Origin of the sequence: Pseudoalteromonas sp. MSK9-3 (genome assembly GCF_003590335.1) — a bacterium.
GTDB lineage: Bacteria > Pseudomonadota > Gammaproteobacteria > Enterobacterales > Alteromonadaceae > Pseudoalteromonas.
Genome location: NZ_MIET01000011.1, coordinates 118,439 through 137,667 on the forward strand (window position 1 = coordinate 118,439; position 19,229 = coordinate 137,667).

Here is a 19,229-nt window from a genome sequence, read left to right on the forward strand (position 1 = left end):
TCATATTTTAGGAAGAACTTGAACTGCAAAAAAACACATGGCTATCGCACAAGACATCATAAACCATAATTTTGCATACTTGCTCTGCTGACAAGCATTGTAATAACACTGTGTAGGGTGATCTGGGTCGATTAATATAAAGGTCGGTTCATTTGACTGAAAAGAACGAGTAAGCTGCTCTCTGTAAGCTGTTTGGCAGGCATAAGACTCACCCATAAACATAAACTCAACCAATAAACTCGGCTCTCCAAGTATTTCAATTGGCCCTGCTTTGTGCTGTTTAATTTTAACTAGCTTAGTTACCTGAACTTGACGCCACACCCGCTTTTTTAAACGTTTCCTTTTCGCCTGCCAAAATAGTAACGAGGTTAATACCAGCATCGCGATAACTAACATGAGCACCCAGTTCATAATACCAGCCTATAAACCAACTGAGCAGTCAACAGATCACTCAGCGCCATTCCGACCGACTTAAAAACAGTGATATCTTCTGGCATTCGGGTAAAATTAAGCCGGTGTAGTTCACTGAGTTCACCTAAAATATGTGACTTTGCAATGGCCCCTTCAGATATAGGTAATAACACTTCACCAGCCTCATTGAGAACATTGACCCGACTATCAACAAATACCTTCGCACGGCAAATAGTAACTGTGTCGCACTCTCTTGCATCCTTATGATGATTACCAATTAAATCAACATGACACCCAGGCTTTAACCAACTGCCCTCAAATAAAGGCGCATGTGATCCAGTGGCACAGCTAACAATGTCCGCACTGCTTAATGTAGCTTCGTCAGCAGCGCCCACACAAAATTCAATATGTGTAAACTTACTTGCTAAAGTGCGTAGCAACGAGGCTGCTTTATCTTTATTACGTGCAACCACTGTGACTTTATTTAATGATCTTACGCTAATATGCGCCTCTATCATGTAAAGAGCCAAGTTACCTGAGCCAAAAAATACGAGATGACGACTATCGGTGCGCGACAAATACGCACAAGCCAATGCAGACACACCCGCAGTTCTCCATAAGGTCACACTCGTTCCGTCAATCAAAGCAAGAGGTTCACCATGGGTACGGTCAAATAACATTATTTTTGAGTAAAGACTTTTAAATCCACTGTCGACATTATTCGGAAAATACGTAAACGATTTTACCGAGATCACTTCATCATTCCATGCCGGAAGAACCGCAAATGCATCATGGTTATTTTCACATTCACTGAGTGTAAATACTTGTCGAGGTGGCGTACCCGCAGGTTTTGCGAATCCAACTTTCAATGCAGCTATAACGGCATCAAAATGTAAGTTGCTGTGTACTTGTTGCTCTGAAATTATATGCATTTCCCTTCACTCCAAAATGAACTTTTTTGGGGCGAATGTTAAACACTCATACCCGTCGCGTGTTACCAATATGTCATCTTCAATTCTCACACCACCCACCTCTGGAATATATATTCCAGGCTCAATTGTGATCACATTTCCCGTGTCCAACCGAGCCTTGTTTTTTGTGGTGATAAAAGGCGCTTCATGTAAGAACAGGCCTAGACCATGGCCAATTCCTTTGCCACTATATTTTTGATAGCCACCAGCACCCATTATGTTCGCTGCTGCATCGTTTACAGTGGCACACTCTACGCCGCTACATACCTCACTCACAGCTGCTGTATGTGCTTTGAGCACGGTATCAAACATATGCTGCTGCTCTTGCGTTGGGGTTTTATATACATAAGTGCGAGTCATATCTGAACGATATCCATTTACTACCGCACCAAAATCAACAAGAATAAAGTCGCCTTCTCGCAGCTGTACGTCACTCGGTTTGCCATGAGGAAGTGCACTTCGAGTACCAAAAAGTAATATGGTTTCAAAACTGACCCCATCAGAACCTAGTTGCTGCATTCTATAATCAAGTGACGCTGCCAACTGCTTCTCTGTGATCCCAGCTTTTACCTGTTCTAGTGTATCTGCCAACGCCGCATCTGCTATTTCTGCCGCTTTGCGAATACACTTCACCTCCCAGTCATCTTTAATCGACCTTAGCTCTTCGATAAGACCAGTAATAGGCTGTAGCTGACATTTTAAATCACGAGTAATATCTTGCCACATCGCGACGGTCACATATGCAGCATCAAACCCAATAAGGCCGGCATCAGTTATAAGCCTATTTATGCATACACCTAACGCTTCATTCTCTCGGTCTCGGCATATTACGTTACAGTTATGCGACTCTTGTTTTGCGCGATTAACATATCGATAATCTGTGATCAGAGTATAAGAGGTATGAGAAGCGATCAAGTAAGCAGCATTTCCAGTAAATCCGGTTAAATACTGAATATTTTCATGACCAAAAACAAGCATAGCTGTGAGGTCATTTTTAAGAAGTTTATGAGAAAACTCGGTTTGACGATTGGAGTAAATAGTAACCATTGCGCTATGTAATTGTGTACAAGTGAGTCACAACATAGCGCAATATTAAATTGTATACAATATTAAATATTCAAATTATTATTTACTATTGGCTTTGTTCCATTTTAACCAAAAGCTGCTTGATGTCATCTTTAGCCCCTGTGATGTGCTTTTTTAAAAAGTCACAGGCTGCGTTAATATCTTTAGTTTTACAGAACTCTAGTAAAGTACGATGCTCCTCTGGTGCTGTTTTTATACCACCAGCTAACAAAATATGCATACGCACATAGCGTTCAGAGTTTTTGCCGTACATCGCTACTAATTCTGCGGTTTGTGGCCGGTTTGCTTTACTGTAGAGCTTGACATGAAATTCAGCATTGAGTTTACCTGTAGCTAACTGGGTATCCCCAGCCGCTGTCGCCTCTTCTAAATCATATAAGATGGCTTCAGCCTCTAACAAATCTCTTGGCGTAAGATTAACAATTGAATGGCGCAGTAGTTCAGCTTCCAGCAACGCCCGCAAATCAAATATTTCGTCAATCTGATCTGCACTCAGCATTGTTGCAGTGGCCCCTTTATGGGCTTCAAAATTAACTAGTCCTTCAGCTTCTAGCTGCAAAAGTGCTTCTCTAACAGGAATACGGCTCACATTTAACTCTTCAGCTAATGCGGCCTGACGCAATGGTTCACCCGCTTTAATTTCTCCAGATAAAATCTTTTCTCTGATTGCTTCTGCGACAAGTTGCGTGCGTGTTTTATGCTCAATTCCCATGAGTACCCCTTAAGCTACATTTGGCATACATTATACATGCATCAGACTTCACTGCTACATTTGACGGTTGTATAAAAATATCCAAGTGTATTTGTTATCGTTATTCGATTGATTATAAGGGGCATTTTAAGTTAATCAATGCGCTAAATGTCTTAGTGTACCCCCCCTCGACATAATGCGATAGACTGACTATGGCAGACCTCGCCCGCTATGGGTTAATTCGTTTCCAAACCTCTTTTTCTACCAACTTTCCATTTTCGTGCAATGTGTGGTGCCATAAGTCACCTTCCACGATATAAGTGAACGCCATGGTTTTTCCCAAAATAGACTCAACATTGCCATATTTAACGTGTTCAATAAATCGGCCTTTATCAAGCGTGTAAGTGCCGCCACCAGCATACAAAAACTTACCATCACGCTGGGTAATATAATTAAAATGGCCCTCAGATACGATTTTAACTGAGCTCAACTGTGGCGCTTGTGCTTCAACCAGTCCGTTGTCAGTTGCATACTGTCCTTTGACGTACTGCCAAGTACCTATTAGAGGGTTTGCGCAGGCAATACTTAGATTTAACGCCAACACAGAGAAAGTAATTAATTTTAACATTGTATCTAATCTTCTGATTTTATTATTCATTATTAGAATTAATATTACATACTTACTGTGCGTATTCACGTGAGATAGTTTCATAGTGAAAAACACAACCACACATCTGTTAGTTTTTTTTATCTATTCGGTCTATTACATAGTAGGTGTAGCAACCATTGTAAAAATAGGAAAGTCGTGCCAATAACAACAAAAGCAAGTTTATTAAAAACAAGACTCATCACTCACCTATTGACACTGTGTGCATTTGTTTTTTTACACATGAAAGAGGCACAGCCTGCCGAAGCGCACTATATAAATTTTGCTGAGCTATCAAAAGCTCAGCAGGCGACAGTCAACACTTGGGTAAACCACGCAATTCATGCTACAGAACATGCTCTTGGGCAGCTCAAACAAAGCCATATAATAATTGAGCTCTACCCTAAGTATTTTACTTTAGAGCCTGTGCCTTGGGCGAGTGTCATTAGAGGCAACCAAGATGGTGTTGAATTGCATTTTAATCGCTATGCAAGTGCAGCTACTTTAATACAAGATTGGACTTTATATCATGAGCTTGCTCATTTATATCATCCACTATTTAACTATCAAGATTTTTGGGTGAGTGAGGGGTTGGCGACCTATTTACAAAATGTCATTATGTTCAACGCAGGTCTGATTTCACGTGCAGAGTTCACCCATAGGCTTTGGAGCGGTTTGCAACGCGGTAAACTACAAACACGAAGCATCAATCATAAACTTTACGCGGTCACAGAAAATATGTGGTCCTTAAAGGCCCAACAACGAGTCTACTGGACTGGGGCAGCTTTTTTTATAGAAGCCGAAATTGCACTCAACTCGCAGCGCTCACCTCGATACACCGTGTCTGAGTTATTAAAGCAATACCAAAAATGTTGTCGCAGCCAAAATATGCAAGCCAAAGCATTTATGTCTGAACTCGACAAAATAAGTCAAACAGCCATATTCAGTAACTTGTATCAAAAATACAAAGCCCGCACTGACTTTCCAACAATTACAAAAGAACAAATCAGCCAGCTACACTTTTAAACACCTGATTTAAAATACCAATTTAAAGTGCAGCTGTTCTTTTTGAACACACTGTGTACACACATTGATCGATACTCACCTCTATTTACGTAATAAACTCCATTAATTATTTAACACATCTATATTTTAATGCATTTTAAAGAACCCGATATCTCCCGCATCATAGAAATGGCATGGGAAGACCGGACACCCTACGAGGCCATAAACACACTATATGGCTTAACTGACAGCCAACTGGTTACATTTATGCGTAAGCATGTCAGCAATACCAGTTTTAAAGTCTGGCGAAAAAGACATAGAGGACGCAAAAACAAACATTTGCAATTGAGGAGCAGTCAGGTGAGTCGCAGCCACTGTAGTACACAATACAAGCCTAGATAAGCATGTTAAAAGCTGACACAACTGAATGAAAGTAACTAGATAAGAGAAATAGTCACCCAACAACGTAATTAATACGACATTATGACGGTCTTCTTACCTACAGTAGTAAAACTTTTGCTAGTATTACAAACAGTTGTGCTTTTAAACAATCTTAGTAGGTATCAAATTGGACTATTTATCGACACTAAAAGTAAAAACGCGGTTGGGCATAGGATTTGGATTTATTTTAAGCTTGCTGATCCTACTCACTGTAATGGGCATTATTAAGGTTAACTTTATTGACCATACACTGTCTGAAATCACCGATGTAAACTCTGTAAAACAAAGATATGCAATTAACTACAGAGGCAGCGTACACGACCGGGCTATCGCCATCAGAGACATCGCAATGGCCCGTTCACCTCAAGAAATCAATAAATTTGAAGCAGAAATAAATGAGCTCGCTCACTTTTATAGCGAGTCTGAAAGCAAAATGAATCAAATGAAATCCAGTGGCGTGTTTTTTTCTCGACAAGAGCAAAATATATTAAACAAAATTGATAAAATCCAAGCCGATACACTTCCTCTTATCACACAGATCATCTCAGACAAAAGAAACGGCGAAGTAATGACAGCGACAATACTCGATGAAGCACGTCCTGCATTTGTCAATTGGCTTAATACAATCAATGAATTTATTGATTTTCAAGAGACCAAAAACCAGCAGCTTACACCTGAAGCTCGCTCCGTTGCTGGCGGGTTCCAAGAATTAATGTTATCTCTGTGCGCTTTGGCTATCGCGATTTCGATTTTTGTTGGGTTTATGATCGAACGTAGTTTTCGCTCTTCGCTAGGCGGCGAACCGTTTGAGGCAGAACAAGCCATAAAAGCAATGGCGAATGGCTCATTAACCCATACGAATACAGATCATCCTACAGGCAGTATTCTCCATTCTTTATCCGAAATGAGTAAAACACTTACAACCACAGTTCGTAACATCGTTACAGCATCACAAAATGTGTCAGTGCAGGTCAGTGATGTTGCTCAAGGTTCAGCCTCTGTGTTAGATGCGGCACGCCAACAAGCGTCTTTGACTTCCGATACGGCATCTAAGCTCTCTGATATGCGCCACAGCATTGACCAAGTTTCGCAAATTGCGCAGTTAACCGAAAACAACTCATCTATGACCACCGATAATGCAAAACAAGGCCGAGAGCTGGTATTTGATGCAGCGCAAGAAATGGAGAAAATTTCAGCCACCGTCGATGAAGCGGTTACCCAAGTTAAAAAGTTAGAATCTCGTACCAAAGAGATTGGCGGTATCGTAAATGTCATTAGTGGTATTTCGGAGCAAACAAATTTACTTGCACTCAATGCCGCAATTGAAGCTGCACGTGCAGGTGAAACCGGTAGAGGTTTTGCTGTAGTCGCAGATGAGGTACGTCAATTAGCTCAAAGAACCGGAGAGGCAACTTCTCAAATCGAAACCATGATCTCAGAGGTACAATCAGAGACAGCCGCTAGTGTAACAGCAATGGAAACCACTCAACCACAGGTTCTTAGTGGTAAAGAACGCACAACCAAAGCCAGTGAGTTATTGGAGAATATTGAAGAACAAGCCGCTGATTCCTTAAAGCGTATCAAAGAAGTTGCCAAGGCCACATCAGATCAGGTCAATGTCGTCGGCGATATTAGCAGTGCTATGGAGCAGATCTCAACGATGTCGAGTGATGCGATACAATCAATGCAAAACAATGAAAAAGCCGTAACGTCGCTCAATAGCCTATCAAGCCAACTCAAAGGTGAAGTCGAGTATTTCAAAATTTAACCATGGTAACACCATGGAAGCTAAGTATTGAGCTGGTGAAAAAACACCCACCGGCTCTAAATTTTACTGATATAATCAAGTTAATTGGCGATACTCCTGGGGATCAAATATGTTGCTAAGTTCACTTAGTGTAATGTTGACAACGCTCATGAGTCCCGCTGAACTATTTGGTGCCTTAAATGAGCTAAAATCGCTCAATCAACGCTCACCCCACCAAGCCATTAGTTATTACCAAACCATTATTCCACACATTCCAACATCGCCATCAAAAGGGTCCATAGAACTTCACCTTGCGGGCATGGAAGCAGCGATACGAACTGATACACCCGTTCTAGTTCGCTCCGCATTAAAAGTCGCGTCACAATATGACTGGTTAACCAGTATAGAACACGGGGAATTTAATATATTTGTACCCATGGCAATTTATCATCGCAGAATAGGTGATCACAGCTACGCTGAATACTTAAACAAATGCGCATTAACTTATGCTAAATCAGAGCAGCAACTGAGCAAAGTAGTTAGCAATTTGTCTGTCATCTATCGTTATACTGAACAACACAACAAAGCGATTCAATTACTTAAAGAACAATTAAATGTGGTCAGCACAAAGAGTATTAAAGCGGGTTTATATAACAATTTGGGGAATTTTTATCAGTTACAAAGCCGATATATTGACGCTAAATCCGTATATAAAAAAGCGTTTTTAATTCACAGTATGAATAATAACGCTTTTCTGTCTTCCAGTGTGGGGCTCAACCTTTTAAAAACCATGATATCTACATCAAACTGGTCCGCTTTTTCACGGTTTGAGCCTGCCGTCAATCAATTTGTTGAGCAAAGTGAGCATCCAGATTTCATTGCGTATCTTTACTGGCAAAAACTCATCGTCAGCGTAAAACACCAAGATAAAAAACTTACTACTGAACAGGTTAAAAAACTCAAAGAAAGTATGCCGCTCCTGCACACAACAGAGGTTTCCCCCTCTATCACTGAGTTCGTCAATCTTATCAATCATAGTGAACTAGCCAATGCATGGCGTATACTTATTAACCAACCGCACGAGCCAATTCGAGAACAAGTCGTAAGTAGAATTCCCGTGGCACTCCCATGTACCAAAAATAATGCTGCTTAAATGGTCTGTCCTTGTCGACTCTGCTTAAAAGCCATAAATACGGTTTCATTAGTTGCTAATTCTCATTATAATTGCAATCAATTAATATCAGTAAGTGAGTAAAAATGAATAACAAAGAGCTATACGCAAGCAACCCGTTGACTGGGGTAAAATTAGAGCAAGTTGTTATTGAGTTGGTAGACCAGTATGGATGGGAGATTCTGCATGCTTACTTACAATTAAATTGCCTAAAGACTAACCCAAGTATTGAATCAACCGTAAAGTTTTTAAAGAAAACGGTATGGGCACAAGAAAAAGTTGAGAATTTCTACTTATATCGTCTTAAGAATTTACCAAAACCTGACGATGTGCAATACGAACTGCCGCCACGTGATCGAATTATACCCGAGGGACAAGTACCTGGCACACCGTGTGAATTAAGCTTTACTGACGCGAAACGAATTCAAGAAAAGAAAGCCGCAAAAGACAGAGCCAGAACACGTAAACAACGCTCTACGCCACAAAACCCGTGGGGAAACTAAATACAGTTCAGACCTGATATAACTAGATTATGTGCATTAGTTATGACTTGTGATGCCAGCTTTGACGCAGAATATCAGTTAGTTAGTAATAAAAAAGGAAGGCATTTATATGCCTTCCCACTTAATTTAAAATTGCTTTATTACTTTAACTTGATCTGTCACGGCATCCGATGACACAAACCCAATTGTGTCGGGGTTGGCCGATATCATTTTAAGTACCTCAGCATCATTTGACACTTCTTTCGGTGGTGTACCCTTACCTGTAAATATCAACTTTGACCAATATGCTTTCAGTTGAGCCGACGACTTGTTTAGTACTTTATCGTTAAACTCATCCGTAACCGCACTGCCCGCTTCTTGAGATATCGGGATCACTTTATTACCATTTGAAAACGACTTCTCTTTACCCGTAAAAATTCGTTTAATAGTCGATGATTCAAAACTGCTTCCATTACTTGGGTGTACAATGACTGACACAGCCGCATAAGCAGAACTTGCCGTGGTTAATAGCAATAAACACATTAATTTTTTCATGATCTATTCTCCTAAAAAACCACATCAATACCGATTGTCAAAGCTTCACTATCTCCAGCAACCGCCAGTGATACTGAGTCATCTTTAACTTTGTCGTACTGTACTTTAAATGCCGCAGATGGGTGAAAATCCCAACGAACACCTAAAGCTTGTGTGTCGTGCTTTTCTGCATCCTCGCCTTCCCCCTCAAAATTAGAAACCATTACATAAGGGGTAAAGTCATTAATTCTATATCCGGCACTTATCATATACGTGTCTAGGTTCCCATCAAGGTCCAACCGGTTAAACTCGGTTAAAACAAAAAAGTTACCAAAATCAGCATTGGCCGCTAAGCCATAAAACTTACCTTCCCGAGAATCTTTGCCATTCCACATCGAAGCTTCCCCATTACGGAACCTTCTATTTGTATACTGCATATGTGTTGCTCTGAGCTCTAACCAGTCATAGCTAAGCTGCACTACACCACCTAAAATATCTTCCCAGATCTCTCTGGTCGGTGTTTGAAAGAAAAAGTCTGATAACAGCTTGTTCTCTTCATCATCTTCACGACCTGTATAGATATTGGCAGAAATACCCCAATCTCCAATTGAGCCGTTATAAAGTAGATTGACCCCTTCGTAGTTAAATATTTGCCATGTGTAGTTATCTGCGGGTGCACGCATCCACACATATGCATATCCAACATCATAAAAGTCAGAGTAATAAAACAGTGGTAAACGCTTTTTACCAGCCTGAATGGTCCAACTATCATTAATGTCATACGACACATATGCCCATTCAAATTCGGCATCATAATCGTTAGCACCACGGGCAACAATTTGACCTGTAACACTTAAGCCTTCTCCCAAATCACCACTCACTTGTAAGCCAATTAATGACTCTGGTGAAAAAGAAAAGTCTTCTTTATAAGCACTCACAATGGGATAGTCTGCTAAGAATGTCGGTTCGAGTCCAAACTGGGGCACACCTGACCCGTTTAGCACTTTACCGCCATTAATACTTGCAAAACCGGATATATTGACCTCTGCGTGAAGCGCCGTTGAAGTCAAAGCTGCAATCAAGAGAGTATATTTTAATTTCATAGATAGCTCCGCTAATCTAGGGTTATTGGCAAGCTAAGTATAGTTAAACATCCGAAAAAGAAAGTTTTATTGATAAAAATTGGATTGATACTAAGCTTTAGACAGATGTTGGATACATCAGTTATAGGCACAAAGCCTTATGTACCGACTTATCTGGTCGTATATCACAACCAAGATGTTGTAATATTGTTAGCTTACAAGGTGTTATATGTCATTATTATTGCATTCAAAAAATTTAAGTATCTCAAAAAAGATACACGCTATAACGATTGTCGCGGTAGCCGCTTTTGTTGTGTTGGTGATGATCAACTACAACTCTATGCAAGCAAATCAGCAATCACTCGATGAGCTTGAAAATCAAACATACAAACTACTAATATTGACATCGAAAAATGTAACAATGATGCAAGCATTAGATGAAACATACACTCAGTCGGTCACATTTGGAGATGCAGAACTCATTGATAAAGCACAAGGTGTTAGTAGCACTTTACTCGAAAACCTCGAATTAATTCCTGATCTCAGCAACAAGTTCCCGACTACCAGCACCATCAATGACATCAAGAAGTACGAAATAATCGCCAGAAACATTGCAAACAGCATGATTGATGGCACTGCCGACTTTGCAACCCTGCCCCAAAAGGCAAAACAAAAGAGTGACTTGTTTGAGTCAATCATCGACACGTTGAGCCAAGACCAAAAACGTGCCGACAATCGGTTTTTTGAACTTGTAAACAACACCAAAGCCAACGCAGACAGTGCATTAACTAAAATGTTCATTGTGACCATTGTATCGTTATTAATTGTTATTGTGCTCGCAGTTTTAATCGCTAAAGGAATTAGTTCAGCGGCTAAAGAAGCAGCTGGTAACTTACATTTACTGGCGGAAGGCAAAGGGTCATTAAGTTCACAACTTACCGTGCATTCTGCTGATGAAATAGGCCAAGTATCTCGCAACTTTAATGCGTTTGTTAATTTGCTTAGGTCCACAGTTGTTGACGTTGTTGCTGTGGTCGAGCCACTAACGCAAAATTCAACGCGGTTAGTCCAAGGGATGCAATCTGCTGAACAGGCGACCCAACAGCAGTCAAGTGATGCTGAAGTTGTTCGTCAATCAATGGAAGAAATGAAGCAGAGCGTTGGCGATATTTCGCAGTCAGCGGCTAATGCATTCCAAGCGGCTGAGTTGGCGGAAAACGCGGTCGACGAAAGTATGAAACAAATTAATGTGTCTGTTGCGCAATCACAAGACTTAAGTGAAGAAATCAATAAAGCAGCAAACACCATAAATAAACTGGCAGATGATACGCAGAACGTAACACAAATTCTAAACGTTATTACCTCAATTGCAGAGCAAACCAACTTACTGGCACTCAATGCCGCAATAGAAGCAGCACGAGCTGGTGAACAAGGCCGAGGTTTTGCGGTTGTAGCTGATGAAGTGCGAGAACTTGCATCAAGAACGGCAAAATCAACCAACGAAATACGAGAGCTCATTAGCATTCTAACTGTCGCAGCATCTGACTCAGTAACGGCTATGACCAGTGCAAGAGACATGGCAACCAATAATGCACAAGCAGCAGAGGCAACAGGGACATCAATTCAGCTTATTTCAGAGCAAATACTCGCCATAAATGGCATGAATTCTCAAATTGCTACAGCGACTGAAGAACAAACCTCTGTCGCAGCGATGGTGGTAGACAACGTTTCTAACATGCATAGCTCATTTGAAGAAACCATGAATTCGTTATCACAGGTAGGCGATGTTGCTCAAAACCTCCATAAATTATCAGACAACTTATTGAGTTCGACTTCTAAATTTAAGATTTAAGATTTAAGGTTTAAGGTTTAAGGTTTAACCAATTAGTAATTAATATAAAAGCCAGCTGCTCGCTGGCTTTTTAAATGATGAAAGCCCTGTTTCATCATTATAAAAATGACTTATCTTGATTATACGGTACATTCTCTGAAAATAAAAAAGCCTAAGCATTGAGCTTAGGCCTGTTGTGTAGAGTCAAACTTAACTAATCAAATTATTTGATAAGCTCTAACCCACCCATATAACCGCGTAGCGCCTCTGGCACAATAATACTGCCGTCAGCTTGCTGGTAGTTTTCTAATATAGCCACTAGCGTCCGGCCAACAGCTAAACCAGAACCATTCAATGTATGTAGCAGCTCTGGCTTTTTCTCGCCCTGACGACGGAAACGCGCTTGCATGCGTCGAGATTGGAAATCCCACATATTTGAACAAGAAGATATTTCTCTATACGTGTTTTGTGCTGGTAACCACACCTCTAAATCATAGGTTTTACATGCGCCGAAGCCCATATCTCCAGTACATAATACAACCTTACGATAAGGCAGTTCTAATATTTGTAGAATTTGCTCTGCATGGCCTGTTAACTCTTCTAGTGCAGCCATAGAATCTTCTGGCTTCACTAACTGTACGAGTTCGACTTTATCAAACTGATGCTGACGAATTAACCCTCGCGTATCACGACCATAACTGCCTGCTTCACTTCTAAAACATGGAGTATGTGCAGTCATCTTAACTGGCAGTTCTTTTTCGTCAAAAATTTCATCACGTGCGCAGTTTGTTAGTGGTACCTCTGCCGTTGGGATCAAGCTAAAACCATCTTGCTCAACACCATCATCACTCACTAACCCTTTGGTATGAAACAAATCTTCTGCAAACTTAGGTAATTGTCCGGTACCAAGTAAACTGTCTTTGTTTACTAAGTAAGGTACATACATTTCTGTATAACCATTTTTGTCTGAGTGTGTATCCAACATGAGTTGTACAAGTGCACGATGCATACGTGCTATACCACCACGCATTACAGTAAAACGAGAACCCGTTAGCTTTACACCCGCTTCAAAATCTAACCCTTTGTCTAACGCTTCACCTAAGTCAACGTGATCTTTGGGTTCAAAATCATATTTCTTTGGTTCACCCCACTTCAATATCTCAACGTTCTCGTCTTCATCTTTACCAGCAGGAACTTCATCAGCTGGCAAATTTGGTAACGTCATTGCTATATTATTTAGTTCAGCCAAAATCTTATCTTGCTCTGCTTTTGCTGCACTAAGTTGGTCACCTAAGTTAGCAACGGCATCAAGTAAAGGTTGAACATCTTCACCTTTTGCTTTTGCTTGGCCAATTGCTTTGGAGCGACTATTACGTTCACTTTGTAATTCTTGAGTTTTTGTTTGTAGTGCTTTGCGCTGTTCTTCCAGAGCATTAATTGTCGCCACATCCAGATCATAACCACGCTTCGCTAAACGTGCTGCCGCTTCTGTAATATCTTGACGTAAATATTTTGAATCTAACATTTGCTATTTCTAACCTTTTTGCATGACCAAGCAAAGGCCTAACCAAGCCATAAAAATACACACAACGACGTTGAGTGTCACATTAAGAGCCATCTTCAGAATATGACCTTGCTGTAATAACAGCACAGAGTCCATCGAAAATGTTGAAAACGTTGTCAATGCGCCTAAAAAGCCAATCCCTAATAAAGATTTAGCAGGGCTTACGGTAATAACTTGCTTTTCTATAAGACCGTACAATATTCCCATTAACAGTGAACCAAGAATATTAACGGTCAATGTACCAAAAGGGAATCCCCTACCAAGCAGTTTTAGTGTCATATCACTAATAAAAAACCGTAAACATGCTCCCAGCGCGCCGCCAAGCGCTATTGTAAGATACATTTTAATCATCTTGATATCTTTTTCTATCACTTTGCAAGTTTTGCTGCTGCAAATAGTCTAGTTTGGATTTAATCTGCTTTTCCAACCCTCTATCGGTTGGATGATAGTAGCTTCTATCTTGTATTTCAGGTGGAAAATAATTCTCCCCCGCAGCAAACGCGCCTATTTCATCATGCGCATAGCGATACTCTTCACCAAACCCAAGCTCTTTCATCAAAGCGGTAGGTGCATTACGTAAGTGTGGCGGAACAGGTAAATCAGGATCCGTCGCAGCATCTCGTTTGGCTTGCTTAAATGCCACATACACCGCGTTGCTTTTCGGTGCACTGGCCAAATAAATGGTTGCTTGTGCTATCGCACGCTCCCCTTCACTTGGGCCCACTCGTTGATATATGTCCCACGCATTTAACGCAACTTGCATTGCTCTTGGATCTGCATTTCCAATGTCTTCTGTCGCAATCGCAAGTAACCGTCGAGCAACGTATAGAGGATCTCCACCTCCGGCTAATATTCGAGAAAACCAATACAAAGCAGCATCAGGACTGCTTCCTCGCACTGATTTATGAAACGCCGAGATCAAGTCATAGTAGATATCGCCACCTTTATCATACTTTGCAAGATGCGTTGGTAGTATATGTTTTAACACCGTGGCGTTAATAACCACGTTTTTATCGTTGCGCTCAGCCAAATCAACGGCTTGCTCCAGCAAATTTAGCGTTTTACGTGCATCCCCACAGCTGGCTTTTGCGATGGCGCTCAGAGCTGCGGGGTCAATGTTGATCTGTAGCTGACTCAATAGCGTGTCTTGTGAAATAGCACGGGTCAACACTAACTCCAGTTCACTGTCGGTTAATGCTTTTAACGTGTACACGCGCGCTCTTGATAATATGGCATTATTAAGTGCAAAACTGGGGTTCTCTGTGGTAGCGCCAATAAAAATGAACGTACCATCTTCGATATGCGGTAAAAAAGCATCTTGTTGTGACTTGTTAAACCGATGTACCTCATCTACAAATAACAAGGTACGCTTACCTTGCATCAACCGTTCTTTTGCTAAGTTCACAGCATCACGTATATCTTTTACACCCGATGCTACAGCCGATAACTGAGTCAGTTCCGCATCAGCATGATGCGCAATAATTTCAGCCAATGTTGTTTTGCCAACGCCTGGGGGCCCCCACACAATTAAACTGTGACAGCGGCCAGCCTGTATGGCTTGATACAACGGCTGCGTAGACTCTAATATATGACTTTGACCAATATAATCTTGCAGGCTTGTTGGTCTCATACGGGCGGCTAATGGCCTAACATCCGGAGCAAAGTTAAATCCAAGGTTAGTCACGCTTTATCACTCACCTTGAGTTTGGTCGTCAACGACAACACCTTCAGGGATGTTAAACGAGAACAATGAACCTGCTAATTTGCCATTCACACGGCTGTCTTTAAAAGTAAAACTTGATACCTGCCCAGACAAGTCTGTCACCTTAATAGCAGACAAGTTCTGCGCTTTATTGAATGCAATATCGAGTATCTCGACCTGAGAATCAATGCCCGGTTTTGGCGTAATTCTGTAGCCTTGTGCAATGTCACTAATTTGATATTTTTCCCATTGCGCTGAATCTCGAGTAGTAAGGAGTATAAAAGGGGTGGTATCAATAAGCCCATTGGTTTTCATTACCGTCACCTGCTCCGAAAACGCATCAAAATAGAATGTTTTCTCGCCATCTGACACAAATAACGTTTCATCAGGAGATGCTTGTTCCCAGCGAATTTTTAAAGGGTGAGCTAATGCAATCGTTCCCTGCCCAGATTGTAGTAATGCACCCTGCTCATCTTTAACTTGTTGGCTAAACTTCGCTTCAAAACTATTCATTGAGGCAAGCTTAGCTTTTAAATCATCAGCTGCAGAAGCCCATACTTGTGAACTCAATATCAACCCAAAGGCCAATACTGTCGGTTTAATAAAAATCGTATTTAACATTTTTGTTTGAAAGGTCATTAATTTACTCCACCTTTTGGTACTAATACTTCTCTGGCACCGTTATGGCCTGGTGCACTAACAACACCAGATGTTTCCATTTGTTCTACTAAACGTGCCGCTCTGTTATAACCAACACGTAATTTGCGTTGTACGCTTGAGACAGAAACTTTACCACTTTCAATAACAAAGCTAACGGCTTCGTCATAGAGCGGATCTGACTCATCGTCACTATTCTCTGCGGCTTCACCTGGCAATAGAATATCTTCAGTTGCCTCACCACATAATATTTCTTCAATATAATTTGGTTTTCCGCGCGCTTTCCAATCATTTACCACCGCGTGTACTTCATGGTCATCAACAAATGCACCATGAACACGAATTGGTACACTGGTACCAGGTGGTAAATAAAGCATGTCGCCCATGCCTAATAAGTTTTCTGCGCCTTGCTGATCTAAAATGGTACGTGAATCAATCTTGCTAGATACCTGAAACGCCATTCGAGTTGGTATATTCGCTTTTATCAAACCGGTAATAACATCAACAGAAGGCCTTTGCGTCGCAAGAACAAGATGGATCCCAGCCGCACGCGCTTTTTGTGCTATGCGTGCAATCAACTCTTCCACCTTTTTGCCCACAATCATCATCATGTCAGCAAACTCATCAATTACCACTACAATACTCGGTAATTTATCTAGCTCTTCAGCTTCGGTAGCCATACCATCGGTATCTTTAAATAGAGGATCTAAAATAGGGTGGCCAGCTTCTTTTGCATCTTTAACTTTTTGGTTATAGCCCTTTAAATTTCGAACACCTAGCGCCGACATTAACTTATAGCGCCTCTCCATCTCTCCAACACACCAACGTAATGCATTCGATGCTTCTTTCATATCAGTCACAACTTCACATAATAAATGCGGGATCCCTTCATAGACAGATAATTCAAGCATTTTTGGATCGATCATGATCATACGAACATCTTCAGGTGGCGACTTATATAGTAAGCTTAATATCATAACATTAACGCCCACTGACTTACCGGAGCCCGTCGTACCAGCAACAAGTAAATGTGGCATTTTACCAAGGTCAGCCACAACAGCTTCACCCGCAATATCCTTACCCAATACCATCGTTAGCGGCGATGCATTTTCGGTGAACTTAGGTGCCCCAATAACTTCAGATAACCGAACAATCTCACGGTGTTTGTTAGGTAGCTCTAGTCCAACATAGGTTTTACCAGGAATAACCTCAACAACCCTAACACTCACTGCTGACAACGAACGTGCTAAATCTTTGGCCAAACCAGTGATCTTAGCGACTTTAATCCCCGGCGCTAAATCTAATTCAAATCGGGTAACTACGGGCCCTGGATAGACGCCAACAACCGCCGCTTGAATATTAAAGTCCAGTAATTTGACTTCAACTAACCTAGAAACTGCATCGAGTTCCTCTTGAGAAATCGGGTTTTCTTTTTTATCTGGCCGGTCTAACAACTCCAAAGAAGGCAGCGGTGCCATTGGCGGGCGTTCTTCAAGCAATGCTTCAAACTGCTCTTTTGCCGTTGGCGGTGGAGTGTATGTGCTACTAGGTTTTACCAATGCCTTTTCGTCAGCACCTACTTGCGACTTTATTGGCCTAGCCGGAGAAACAACGGTAGTTTCTCGTGGTTGCTCATCCACTGTGAATACTGGCGCAGCTGATTCATCCAGCGCATTTAGTGCCGCTGCGGTATCAAAGCCTTCATCGTCGATAGCGGAAAAGTTTATCTCTTGCTCTAATATATTATCCAATTCATCAAACACAGATGATTCTGCTGGCGTGTCCACCATCGGCTCACTAAGAGGCGACGCTTTCGAGTCTTGTGCTACGTTCGTCTGCTTGCTGCTGAATAACTTATCTTTTAGTTTTTGCGTATTTGATATAGTTACTGGCTCTTTGGCATCACTGAAAATAGGTTTAATGTGCTCTTTGATGTTCTCTGGTGACGACTCTGGCAGTTCAGTGGCGTTAATCTTTAAATCTTGAACTGCATCTCGTGAATCTTCAATTTTCTCGTTTAATACACCCGCGTTATCGGCTACCGGGTAACTCTCTCTCGCAGTTCTTTCACTAATTTTACGAGATACCCAACGGAAAAACTCAACAACCTTTTCACCAATGTAATCAACAAACTCAACCCAAGAAACACCGGTTAACAAAGTTAATCCTGCAAAAAAGAAGCATAATAATAATATCGATGTACCCGTAAAGTTAAATGCGGGTTCCATAGCACCAGCAATTACATCACCAATGAAACCACCAGATGGAAACTGAAAAACATCATCAAAGTTCATACTGCTAATCGCGCTAGCTGATGCAACAAATAGCGTCATACCAATTACCCGAAGGCCCAGTGTGGTATAGTCTAATTGCAATATTTTGTGTGGTTTTTTAAATAGCAGATATCCAAAGGTTTGAATCACAGCAGGTACTAAAAATGCAAGCCAGCCTAAGCTAAACAATAATATATCAGCAATCCACGCCCCAGCAGTGCCAGTTATATTTTTAACTTTAATAAATTGACCCGCTTGAGACCAAGATGGATCGATAGGATCATAACTGACCAACGCGCATAAAATGAAAATGGCTGCGGCAGTGCTCACAATTAAACCAGTTTCAAGGAGGCGTTGTATACCATTTAAACGCATAAGAGCGTATTCCTCTATTTTGTTCTTTTACTCTGTATTCTATGCCACACCTTAGCAAGAATTTCTTTATGGTGCACAAGGTTTTACAATTTCACCTTCTTCACCTTTTACTTCTTCCATTACAACATATGTCCGACTTTCACTCACATTAGGTAATTTTAATAAAATATCACCTAATACGCCTCGGTACTCAGACATATCTGTTACGCGAGTTTTTAACAAAAAGTCAAAATTACCCGATACTAAATGGCATTCAATAATTTCATCATGTTGCCTAACTGCCTGATTAAACTTATCAAAAACATCTGGAGAGTTTTTACTAATGGTTATTTCAACATACACTAACAAGCCCTGCCCTACTTTAGCAGGATCCACTACCGCTTTATATCCTCTAATGTAGCCTTCTCTTTCCAGTTTTTTAACGCGCTCCAAGCACGGCGTCGCACTTAAACCAATGCGCCTAGCTAATTCTACATTAGATACTCGGCCGTCTTTTTGTAATTCAACTAAAATACTTCTATCTATTCGGTCTAATTGTTGGTGCATTTGACTAGTTACTT

The 19,229-nt window shown here is 41.0% G+C and carries 19 protein-coding genes; 6 read left to right on the forward strand and 13 right to left on the reverse strand.

The annotated features are described in order from the left end of the window. The 5 genes from BGP78_RS04315 to BGP78_RS04335 all read right to left on the reverse strand — a co-directional run bounded on the left by BGP78_RS04315 (position 1) and on the right by BGP78_RS04335 (position 3,787). Positions 1-411, reverse strand: coding sequence for a hypothetical protein (locus BGP78_RS04315; RefSeq protein ID WP_119860255.1), 411 nt, complete (start codon positions 409-411; stop codon positions 1-3). After that, positions 408-1,343, reverse strand: coding sequence for an ornithine cyclodeaminase family protein (locus BGP78_RS04320; protein ID WP_119860256.1), 936 nt, complete (start codon positions 1,341-1,343; stop codon positions 408-410). The genes BGP78_RS04315 and BGP78_RS04320 overlap by 4 nt, the downstream gene beginning before the upstream one ends. Before the next feature lie 6 nt (positions 1,344-1,349). Further along, positions 1,350-2,429, reverse strand: a complete 1,080-nt coding sequence (locus BGP78_RS04325) for a Xaa-Pro peptidase family protein (RefSeq protein ID WP_119860257.1) — start codon at positions 2,427-2,429, stop codon at positions 1,350-1,352. Between the two features lie 85 nt (positions 2,430-2,514). Then, positions 2,515-3,180 (reverse strand): GntR family transcriptional regulator, encoded by a 666-nt coding sequence (locus BGP78_RS04330; protein ID WP_119860258.1) that lies wholly within the window; start codon positions 3,178-3,180, stop codon positions 2,515-2,517. 208 nt (positions 3,181-3,388) lie between these two features. Continuing rightward, positions 3,389-3,787, reverse strand: coding sequence for a hypothetical protein (locus BGP78_RS04335; RefSeq protein WP_119860259.1), 399 nt, complete (start codon positions 3,785-3,787; stop codon positions 3,389-3,391). 177 nt (positions 3,788-3,964) lie between these two features. On the opposite strand from BGP78_RS04335, the gene BGP78_RS04340 reads away from it, so the two are divergent. The 5 genes from BGP78_RS04340 to BGP78_RS04360 all read left to right on the forward strand — a co-directional run bounded on the left by BGP78_RS04340 (position 3,965) and on the right by BGP78_RS04360 (position 8,672). Beyond that, the gene (locus tag BGP78_RS04340; protein WP_220475511.1) at positions 3,965-4,831 is read left to right on the forward strand and encodes a hypothetical protein; all 867 of its coding nucleotides are present in this window, start codon (positions 3,965-3,967) and stop codon (positions 4,829-4,831) included. 129 nt (positions 4,832-4,960) lie between these two features. After that, positions 4,961-5,212 (forward strand): TIGR03643 family protein, encoded by a 252-nt coding sequence (locus BGP78_RS04345; protein ID WP_119860260.1) that lies wholly within the window; start codon positions 4,961-4,963, stop codon positions 5,210-5,212. Between the two features lie 166 nt (positions 5,213-5,378). Continuing rightward, entirely contained in the window at positions 5,379-7,019 is a 1,641-nt protein-coding gene (locus tag BGP78_RS04350) for a methyl-accepting chemotaxis protein (RefSeq protein ID WP_119860261.1), read from the forward strand. 109 nt (positions 7,020-7,128) lie between these two features. Beyond that, a complete protein-coding gene (locus BGP78_RS04355; RefSeq protein WP_119860262.1) occupies positions 7,129-8,151 on the forward strand; it encodes a tetratricopeptide repeat protein in 1,023 nt (340 codons plus the stop codon). Between the two features lie 104 nt (positions 8,152-8,255). Continuing rightward, on the forward strand, positions 8,256-8,672 hold the full coding sequence (locus BGP78_RS04360) for a VF530 family protein (RefSeq protein WP_119860263.1): 417 nt from the start codon (positions 8,256-8,258) through the stop codon (positions 8,670-8,672). A gap of 126 nt (positions 8,673-8,798) precedes the next feature. On the opposite strand, the gene BGP78_RS04365 is transcribed toward BGP78_RS04360, so the two are convergent. Next, on the reverse strand, positions 8,799-9,206 hold the full coding sequence (locus BGP78_RS04365; protein ID WP_119860264.1) for a phosphate ABC transporter substrate-binding protein: 408 nt from the start codon (positions 9,204-9,206) through the stop codon (positions 8,799-8,801). Positions 9,207-9,217: 11 nt separating this feature from the next. Beyond that, on the reverse strand, positions 9,218-10,288 hold the full coding sequence (locus BGP78_RS04370; protein ID WP_119860265.1) for a porin: 1,071 nt from the start codon (positions 10,286-10,288) through the stop codon (positions 9,218-9,220). A gap of 208 nt (positions 10,289-10,496) precedes the next feature. Here BGP78_RS04370 and BGP78_RS04375 point away from each other — a divergent pair, with 208 nt between their 5' ends. Continuing rightward, positions 10,497-12,119, forward strand: coding sequence for a methyl-accepting chemotaxis protein (locus BGP78_RS04375; RefSeq protein ID WP_119860266.1), 1,623 nt, complete (start codon positions 10,497-10,499; stop codon positions 12,117-12,119). Between the two features lie 202 nt (positions 12,120-12,321). On the opposite strand, the gene serS is transcribed toward BGP78_RS04375, so the two are convergent. The 6 genes from serS to lrp form a co-directional block, all read right to left on the reverse strand. Next, positions 12,322-13,623 carry a serine--tRNA ligase gene (gene serS / locus BGP78_RS04380; protein WP_119860267.1) on the reverse strand — a complete coding sequence of 434 codons (1,302 nt, stop codon included), beginning with the start codon at positions 13,621-13,623 and terminating at the stop codon, positions 12,322-12,324. 9 nt (positions 13,624-13,632) lie between these two features. Beyond that, positions 13,633-14,013 (reverse strand): fluoride efflux transporter CrcB, encoded by a 381-nt coding sequence (gene crcB, locus BGP78_RS04385; RefSeq protein WP_119860268.1) that lies wholly within the window; start codon positions 14,011-14,013, stop codon positions 13,633-13,635. Further along, positions 14,006-15,346: a replication-associated recombination protein A gene (locus BGP78_RS04390; protein WP_119860269.1), complete on the reverse strand. Its 1,341-nt coding sequence runs from the start codon at positions 15,344-15,346 to the stop codon at positions 14,006-14,008. Before BGP78_RS04390 ends, crcB begins: the two co-directional genes overlap by 8 nt. Before the next feature lie 6 nt (positions 15,347-15,352). Further along, complete coding sequence (lolA, locus tag BGP78_RS04395; protein ID WP_119860270.1) at positions 15,353-16,003, reverse strand: outer membrane lipoprotein chaperone LolA; 651 nt, start codon at positions 16,001-16,003, stop codon at positions 15,353-15,355. Continuing rightward, positions 16,003-18,669, reverse strand: a complete 2,667-nt coding sequence (locus BGP78_RS04400; RefSeq protein ID WP_119860271.1) for a DNA translocase FtsK — start codon at positions 18,667-18,669, stop codon at positions 16,003-16,005. Before BGP78_RS04400 ends, lolA begins: the two co-directional genes overlap by 1 nt. 66 nt (positions 18,670-18,735) lie before the next feature. Then, positions 18,736-19,215, reverse strand: a complete 480-nt coding sequence (gene lrp, locus BGP78_RS04405; protein WP_010363289.1) for a leucine-responsive transcriptional regulator Lrp — start codon at positions 19,213-19,215, stop codon at positions 18,736-18,738. Positions 19,216-19,229: the final 14 nt, after the last annotated feature.

Bases quoted from the DNA above. Each gene is read 5' to 3' on its own strand.
- BGP78_RS04315 (WP_119860255.1), bottom strand. From the start codon at position 411: ATGAACTGGGTGCTCATGTTAGTTATCGCGATGCTGGTATTAACCTCG.
- BGP78_RS04320 (WP_119860256.1), bottom strand. From the start codon at position 1,343: ATGCATATAATTTCAGAGCAACAAGTACACAGCAACTTACATTTTGAT.
- BGP78_RS04325 (WP_119860257.1), bottom strand. From the start codon at position 2,429: ATGGTTACTATTTACTCCAATCGTCAAACCGAGTTTTCTCATAAACTT.
- BGP78_RS04330 (WP_119860258.1), bottom strand. From the start codon at position 3,180: ATGGGAATTGAGCATAAAACACGCACGCAACTTGTCGCAGAAGCAATC.
- BGP78_RS04335 (WP_119860259.1), bottom strand. From the start codon at position 3,787: ATGTTAAAATTAATTACTTTCTCTGTGTTGGCGTTAAATCTAAGTATT.
- BGP78_RS04345 (WP_119860260.1), top strand. From the start codon at position 4,961: ATGCATTTTAAAGAACCCGATATCTCCCGCATCATAGAAATGGCATGG.
- BGP78_RS04355 (WP_119860262.1), top strand. From the start codon at position 7,129: ATGTTGCTAAGTTCACTTAGTGTAATGTTGACAACGCTCATGAGTCCC.
- BGP78_RS04360 (WP_119860263.1), top strand. From the start codon at position 8,256: ATGAATAACAAAGAGCTATACGCAAGCAACCCGTTGACTGGGGTAAAA.
- BGP78_RS04365 (WP_119860264.1), bottom strand. From the start codon at position 9,206: ATGAAAAAATTAATGTGTTTATTGCTATTAACCACGGCAAGTTCTGCT.
- BGP78_RS04370 (WP_119860265.1), bottom strand. From the start codon at position 10,288: ATGAAATTAAAATATACTCTCTTGATTGCAGCTTTGACTTCAACGGCG.
- BGP78_RS04375 (WP_119860266.1), top strand. From the start codon at position 10,497: ATGTCATTATTATTGCATTCAAAAAATTTAAGTATCTCAAAAAAGATA.
- serS (WP_119860267.1), bottom strand. From the start codon at position 13,623: ATGTTAGATTCAAAATATTTACGTCAAGATATTACAGAAGCGGCAGCA.
- crcB (WP_119860268.1), bottom strand. From the start codon at position 14,013: ATGATTAAAATGTATCTTACAATAGCGCTTGGCGGCGCGCTGGGAGCA.
- lolA (WP_119860270.1), bottom strand. From the start codon at position 16,003: ATGACCTTTCAAACAAAAATGTTAAATACGATTTTTATTAAACCGACA.
- BGP78_RS04400 (WP_119860271.1), bottom strand. From the start codon at position 18,669: ATGCGTTTAAATGGTATACAACGCCTCCTTGAAACTGGTTTAATTGTG.
- lrp (WP_010363289.1), bottom strand. From the start codon at position 19,215: ATGCACCAACAATTAGACCGAATAGATAGAAGTATTTTAGTTGAATTA.